This is a genomic window from Yinghuangia sp. YIM S09857, assembly GCF_051388915.1.
GTDB lineage: Bacteria > Actinomycetota > Actinomycetes > Streptomycetales > Streptomycetaceae > Yinghuangia.
The window spans coordinates 32,363-39,540 of the sequence record NZ_JBPKBH010000022.1 but is presented as its reverse complement, the minus strand read 5'-3'; the positions used below and the strand labels follow the sequence as shown (position 1 = coordinate 39,540).

The following is a 7,178-nucleotide window of genomic DNA, read 5'->3' as shown; positions in this document are numbered from 1 at the left end:
CGCGCAACAACCCGGAAAAGTTCCGAACCCCCAGCGCCGCGCAGCCGCGGATCGCGCGGCGGAACTGCCGCTCCGTCGAAGACGGGCCAGGCGGCACCGACGGACCGGAAGCAGCGACTGTCACCCCGGGGCGGTGCGTGGTCCGCGCCCGCACGGTTGAAATGAGGCAGTCGCGCAGCGTCGATTTGGGCAACCGGCCGCCCCGGTGCGGTGCTTGGGACGTGCCCGCTCGGTTGTCAAAGGGCAGTCGCGTGGCGTCGATTTTGCAGCAGTTGCGCAGCGTCGTTGTCGTCAGACTCCGCTGTACGAGTGGAGGCCGTTGATGAAGATGTTGACGCCGTAGTAGTTGAAGAGGAAGCACGCGAACGCGAGAAGGGAGAGCCAGGCGGCGTTGCGGCCCTTCCAGCCACCGGTGGCGCGGGCGTGGAGGTAGGCGGCGTAGGCGACCCAGGTGATGAACGACCAGGTCTCCTTGGGGTCCCAGCCCCAGTAGCGGCCCCAGGCGTTTTCGGCCCAGATGGCGCCGGCGACGACAGCGAAGGTCCAGAGCGGGAAGATCAGTGCGTTGACGCGGTAGGCCGTCTTGTCCAGGGAGCTGGGGGACGGGATGCGCTCCATGACAGTGTCCCAGGGGCGGGACGCGGGGGCCGGGCCGGCCATGCGCTTCTGGTAGCTGTCCTTCATCAGGTACAGGATCGACGCGAGCGCGCCGATGTGCAGCGCGCCGAAGGAGACGATCGCCGTGGAGACGTGGATCCACAGCCAGTAGCTGTGCAGTGCGGGGACGAGCTGCTGCGTGTCGGTGTAGAGGACGGTCACCGCGACGCCGAGCGTGGTGATGACCGGCAGCAGGACGAACAGCCCGAGCCACCGCACCGGCCGACGCGTCATCAGGATGAGGAACGCGGCCACGACCATGACGGCGACGGACGTGGAGAACTCGTACATGTTGCCCCACGGCGCCCGCTTGACCGCGAAGCCGCGGGCCAACAGCGTGCCCACGTGAAGCAGGAAGGCCAGCACCGTGAAGGCGACCGCGATGCGGCCGAAGCGGTCGGAGCGGTCGCTGCCGCCGGTCACATTGCCCGCGTCGTCGGCCCCGTCGCCGTCGTGCCCGGTGTCGCGCACGACAACCACGGGACGTTCGGCCAGGGCAACTCCGGTGCCACCGTCGCCGGAGGCGCCCGAGGAGCTGCCGTACGCGGCGGCGATCGCGGCGGCCGGAGCCACCGGCCTGGCGGCCGCGACCGGGACCGACGCCGAGGCCGGGACGCGTTCGGCGGCGGGTGCGGCGAGCGCCGCGGACTGCTGTGCCACGCGGCTGCGGCTGCCGAACACCCACTCCGCGCAGAAGGCGAAGAAGGCCAAGGTGTAGACGGCGATCGCCGAATACATGCACCAGTTGCTCAACTGGGCCAGGTTCTCGTTGACGGCGTTGACCGTCTCGTCAGCGCTGAGAAGCACGCCTAGTCCTCGTCCTTCTTCTGTCGGTCGGCCGGCTGCGCGTCGGCCCCATCCGGCTCGGCCCGGTCCGGCCCAGCCCCGTCGGGCGCGGCCGCGAGGCCGGTGGCCCCGTCCGGCTCGGCCCCGTCACGGACGGACGCGGACGCATCCGACGCCGTCCCGTCCGACGCGTCCCCGGTCGGCGCGTCGCCATTCGGCGCGGCCGCCCCGTTCGCCGCAGCCGCATCCGACGCCGTCCCGCCAGGCTTCACCCCATCAGGCTCCGCCCCGGTCGGCCCCCCGGCACCGTCACCGGCCCCGTCCGAGCCCGAGACCGCCCCCGCCCCCGCGCCCGCGCCCGCGCCCGCCACAACGGGTGCCGCCGCCCGGAGGTCCTCCACCAGCGCCCGCACCTCCTGCCCCAGCCCGCCGCCTTCGGTACGCGTCAGACCGGCGACCTCGACGACCGTACGCCCGTCCGGTCCCACCTCCGCGCGCACCCACATGCGGCGGCGCCGCACGAAGAGCGACAGCACGAGCCCGACGATCGCGGCGATCACGCTGTACAGCGCGACCTCCTTGCCCGGCTCCTTGGAGATCTGGAAGTTGGCCCACGGCTTGACGCCGTTGAAGGTGATCGTCGAGCCGTCCGGCAGCGTCTTCGTGTCGCCGGGGACCAGCCCCTCGGCCCACGGCGAGCCGTCCGGCTTCTTGTACTGCTCCATGGCCTTGGTGTTGAGCTTGAACACCGACTGCGGCACCCCGGAGTCGACGCCGAGGCTGCCATGGTGCGCGGTGATGATGAGGGCCGGGTTGTCCAGCGACGGGAAGGTCGAGTACCAGCCCTTGGTCGGGTCGACCATCATCGTCGGCGTGAAGATGCCCTCGAAGCCGAGCTGTTGGAGGCCCTGGCTGACGTCCGGAACCTTGATGACGCCGGTCGACGTACGGTTGCTGTCCTGCGGCAGGAACACCACCGGCCCGCTGAAGGCGGTCTGGCCCGTCGAGTCGCGGACGGTGACGTCGACCGCGTAGCCGGTGCCGAGCAGGAAGACCTTGGTGCCGCCGATCGTGAGCGGCTCGTTGACCTTGATCTTCCCGGTCCTCGGCTCGCCCTCGGCGCCCTCCCAGTACTCGACCGTCGCCTCGAAGTCGCGCGGCGCGCCCTTCTGGGTGCCGAGCCGCTCGAAGGTCTGGTCGAGCTTGGTGAGCCGGAAGCCGAACGACTCCATGTTCTTCTCGTCGAAGAGCGCGCCCGACTGGAAGTCGTCGTACTGCGTGAAGGAGTTCGCGAAGCCCTCCGGCGAGCCCTCGACCAGGATCTTGCCGCCCTGCCCGGTGTAGAGCTTGCCGAGCAGGAAGGCCAGCAGCACGCCGATCAGCGCGACGTGGAAGAGGATGTTGCCGGTCTCCCGTGCGTACCCCTTCTCGCCCGCGAGCGACCCGCCGCCCGGGCTGAGCCGGAACCGCCGCTTCTTGAGCTGGGTGCGCGCCGCGGCCAGCACGGTGTCCGGGTCCGCGTCGGTACGCCAGGTCGCGTACGCCGGAAGCCGCTCCATCCGCCGCGGCGCCTCGGGGGGGCGGCCGCGCAGCACCTTGGCGTGCGCCCACGCGCGCGGCACGATGCAGCCCGTGAGCGAGATGAACAGCAGGATGTAGATGGCGGCGAACCACCAGGACGAGAAGACGTCGAAGAGCTGGGCCTTGTCCATCCATTCGGCGCGCCCGGGGTGGTCCCGGAAGTACTGCGAGACCTTGAGCGGGCTCACCGAGCGCTGCGGGATGATCGAGCTCGGAATCGCCGCGAGGGACAGCAGGAGCAGCAGGATCAGCGCGACCCGCATCGAGGTGAGCTGCCGCCACATCCAGCGCAGCCAGCCGCCCGGCCCGAGTCTGGGCTGCTGGATGTCGTACCGCTCGGGCTGGGGAGCGGTGGACATGCCCGCGTCGGCCGGCCGCTTCTCGGTGTCGATACTCACATCAGATTCCGATCGTGTATCCGCTGGTCCAGGCCTGCATTTCGCGGATGATCCGGTCCCAGACACCGGTGACCATCAGCAGGCCGAGCAGGACGAGGAGACCGCCGCCGAGGCGCATCACCCACACGTAGTGCCGCTTGACCCACGCGAACGCGCCGAGCGCCTTGCGGAACGCCAGCGCCGCGACGACGAACGGGAGGCCGAGCCCGAGGCAGTACGCAACCGTCAGAACCGCGCCGCGGTTCGCGCTCCCCTGGTCGATCGAGAGCCCGAGCACGGCGCCCAGGGTCGGACCGATGCACGGCGTCCACCCCAGTCCGAAAACCACGCCCAGCATAGGTGCGCCCGCGAGGCCCAGCGTCGGCTTCTGGTGGATCCGGAACTCGCGCTGCATTCCGGGCAGGACGCCCATGAAGGAGAGTCCGAGCACGATGGTCACCGCGCCGAGCACCCGCGTTATGGCCTTCTGGTGTTCCAGCAACGTGCTGCCGAAATAGCCGAAAGCCGCGCCGAACGACACGAACACCGCGGTGAAGCCGAGCATGAACAGCAGAGCCCCGGCGAGCAGTCGGCCGCGCCGCGCGTCCTTCAGGTCGGCGCCGGAGACGCCGGTGACGTACGAGAGGTAGCCCGGCACCAGCGGCAGCACGCACGGCGAGAAGAACGAGACGAGGCCGGCGAACAGCGCGATCGGCACGGCGAGCAGGATGGACCCGCTCGTCACCGTCGCGGTGGTGTCGGCCGCCAGGAGCACGGATCAGCTCCCGTTCAGCAGCGGGTCGATCATCATGTGCAGGTCCTCGACGGTGACCGCGCGCAGCGCCCGGGCGGCGATCCTGCCGTCCTGGTCGATCACGAGCGTGCTCGGGATCGCCGCCGGGTTGAGGTCGCCCTTGAACTTGAGGATCTGGCGGCCCTCGGGGTCCCAGATGCTGGGGTACGCGATGTCGAAGCTGTCCTCGAACCGCTTCGCGTTCGTCTCGGTGGCGTCGCGCGTGTTGATGCCCAGGAAGACGACGCCCTTGTCCTTGGTCTCCGCGGAGACCTTCTGGAGGTTGGGCGCCTCACCGCGGCAGGGCGCGCACCACGAGCCCCAGACGTTGAGGACGACGACCTTGCCCTTGAAGTCGGCGAGGGAGACCGGGGCGCCGTCGAGGGTCTTGCCGGAGATGTTCGGGGCGGCCTTGCGGTCGCCGGCCGCGACCTGCTTGATGCCCTTGCCCTCGACGTATCCCTGCTGGTCCGCGTTGGCTTCCTTGCCGCCTCCGTCACTGCCGCACCCGGCGACGGCGAACACGGCAACGGCGGTCAGCGCGGCGGCGCGGAGGATCGGTCGTCGTGTGAGCATGTGAAAAGTTTCGCATGGGGTTCGGAGGGCTCTGCACCGGGTCGGCAAAACGGGGGCGGGCGGCGCCCCGTGTCAATCCCTTTGCCGTGGATGACCATGGAACACCGCCCAGAAACATATACTTTGCCCGATTTTCCGCACAACCTCACCGCGGCTCAGGCGCCGAACTGCCTGCCCTGCTGCTGGAGTTTGGCCGGCAGCAGGTCGCGGGCCGGCTCCGTGTAGCCCACCGAGACGATCTTGTCGCCCTCGTACGTGAACGTCGTCAGCGACGCCAGCGAGCACTGCCGCTTCCGCGGGTCGTGCCACAGGCGGCGGCGCTCCACGAAGGACCGGGTCACCCAGATCGGGAGCTGGTGGCTCACGCACACCGCCTCGTGCCCGCGCGCGATGTCCCGGGCCCGGCCCAGCGCGCCCATGACCCGCACGACCTGCTCGATGTACGGCTCGCCCCACGACGGCTTGAACGGGTTGCGCAGGTACCGCCAGTACTCCGGCTTGCGCAGCGAACCGTCCCCGACACCGAACGTCTTGCCCTCGAAGATGTTCGCCGCCTCGATCAGCCGGTCGTCGGTGGCCACCTCCAGGCCGTGCCGCGCGGCTATCGGCGTCGCGGTCTCCTGCGCCCGGTCGAGCGAGGACGCCACGACGTGCGTGATGTCGCGCGACGCGAGGTGGTCGGCGACCCGCTCGGCCATCTTCACGCCGAGCTCGGAGAGGTGGTAGCCGGGCAGGCGGCCGTACAGCACGCCCTCCGGGTTGTGCACCTCGCCGTGGCGCATGAGGTGAACGATCGTCACATCGCTGCTGGACATCGTCTGTTGCTCTTCCTGTGCGGTCCTGGGACGCCGGTACGCGCGGCGCCGGCACCCGCGGCCTCCGGACGGGTGCGCGCGGCCTCCGCCGCCCGCCGCTCCGCCCGAGGCCGCGTCAAGCCGTCGCCTCCGCCGCGGCCCGTGCGGCCCGCGGCAACGCGTCGAGAATACGTTCGACGGCGGTGTCGTCGTGCGCCGCCGACAGGAACCACGCCTCGAAGGCGCTCGGAGGGAGGTACACGCCGGAGTCCAGCATCGCGTGGAAGAAGGCGGAGTACCGGAACGCCTCCTGGGTGCGCGCCTGGTCGTAGTCGGTCACCGGGCCGCCGGTGAAGAACACCGAGAACATGTTGCCCGCATTGGAGACCGTGTGCGCGACGCCCTCCTTGGCCAGGGCCTCGGAGACCGCGGTGCGCAGCAGCAGGGAGGTGCGGTCGATCTGCTCGTAGACCGCGTCGGTGCAGTGGCGCAGCGTCGTGACGCCCGCCGCGGTCGCCACCGGGTTCCCGGACAGCGTGCCGGCCTGGTAGACGGGCCCGGCCGGGGCGAGGTGGGCCATGACGTCCGCCCGCCCGCCGAACGCCGCCGCCGGGAAGCCGCCGCCCATCACCTTGCCGAAGGTGACCAGGTCGGGCGTCACGCCCTCGACGCCGTACCAGCCGGCCTTCGAGACCCGGAAGCCGGTCATGACCTCGTCGGACACGAACAGCGCGCCGTGCGCCCGGCACAGCTCGGCGAGCCCCGCGTTGAACCCGGGCGCCGGCGCCACGACGCCCATGTTGCCGGGCGCGGCCTCGGTGATCACGCACGCGATCTCGTCGCCGTGCGCCGCGAACGCCGCGCGCACCGCCGCCAGATCGTTGTACGGCAGCACCAGCGTGTCGGCCGCCTGCGCCCCGGTGACGCCCGGCGTGTCGGGCAGCGCGAAGGTCACGAGTCCGGAGCCCGCGGCGGCCAACAGCGCGTCCACGTGGCCGTGGTAGCAGCCCGCGAATTTGACGACCTTGGCACGGCCGGTGAACCCGCGGGCGAGGCGGATCGCCGACATGGTCGCCTCGGTGCCGGAGGTGACCAGGCGCACCTGCTCGACCGGACCGACGCGGGCGACGATCTCCTCGGCGAGCTCCACCTCACCCGCGCCCGGGGTGCCGAACGACGTGCCGCGCGCCACCGCCGCGGTCACCGCCTCGACGACGGCCGGGTGCGCGTGGCCGAGGATCATCGGGCCCCACGAGCACACGAGGTCGACGTACTCGCGGCCGTCGGCGTCGGTGAGGTACGGCCCGCGCCCGGACGCCATGAAGCGCGGCGTACCGCCGACCGCGCGGAAGGCGCGCACCGGGGAGTTGACGCCGCCGGGCGTCACCGCCTTGGCCCGGTCGAACAGGGCCTGGGAGGCGGGGGCATCGGAGGGATGGGACGGGAGGTCACTGGCTGCGCTCACGCTGCCATGTTCTCACTGCGCGCGCCGCCGGCCCGCAACGGCGCGGATGCCGGGCCGGCCGCCCCCTGCTGTCCCGTTCAGGCGCCCGCCCGGTGCCTCCTTGCTGCCTCCTTGCTGACTCCTGGGCGCCCGCCCGGTGCCCGCCGACC

General features: G+C 71.2%; 6 protein-coding genes. All 6 read right to left on the bottom strand.

Going from position 1 to position 7,178, the window contains the following annotated elements:
* Window positions 1-291: 291 nt before the first annotated feature.
* Window positions 292-1,395, bottom strand: coding sequence for a c-type cytochrome biogenesis protein CcsB (gene ccsB / locus ACRX5S_RS33500; RefSeq protein ID WP_436777058.1), 1,104 nt, complete (start codon window positions 1,393-1,395; stop codon window positions 292-294).
* A gap of 71 nt (window positions 1,396-1,466) precedes the next feature.
* Window positions 1,467-3,422 (bottom strand): cytochrome c biogenesis protein ResB, encoded by a 1,956-nt coding sequence (gene resB / locus ACRX5S_RS33495; RefSeq protein ID WP_436776960.1) that lies wholly within the window; start codon window positions 3,420-3,422, stop codon window positions 1,467-1,469.
* Between the two features lies 1 nt (window position 3,423).
* Complete coding sequence (locus ACRX5S_RS33490; RefSeq protein WP_436776959.1) at window positions 3,424-4,176, bottom strand: cytochrome c biogenesis CcdA family protein; 753 nt, start codon at window positions 4,174-4,176, stop codon at window positions 3,424-3,426.
* Window positions 4,177-4,179: 3 nt separating this feature from the next.
* A complete protein-coding gene (locus ACRX5S_RS33485; RefSeq protein ID WP_436776958.1) occupies window positions 4,180-4,770 on the bottom strand; it encodes a TlpA family protein disulfide reductase in 591 nt (196 codons plus the stop codon).
* 155 nt (window positions 4,771-4,925) lie between these two features.
* The gene (locus ACRX5S_RS33480; RefSeq protein WP_436776957.1) at window positions 4,926-5,585 is read right to left on the bottom strand and encodes a histidine phosphatase family protein; all 660 of its coding nucleotides are present in this window, start codon (window positions 5,583-5,585) and stop codon (window positions 4,926-4,928) included.
* A 115-nt stretch (window positions 5,586-5,700) separates the two neighbouring features.
* Complete coding sequence (hemL, locus tag ACRX5S_RS33475) at window positions 5,701-7,029, bottom strand: glutamate-1-semialdehyde 2,1-aminomutase (protein ID WP_436776956.1); 1,329 nt, start codon at window positions 7,027-7,029, stop codon at window positions 5,701-5,703.
* Between the last annotated feature and the right edge of the window lie 149 nt (window positions 7,030-7,178).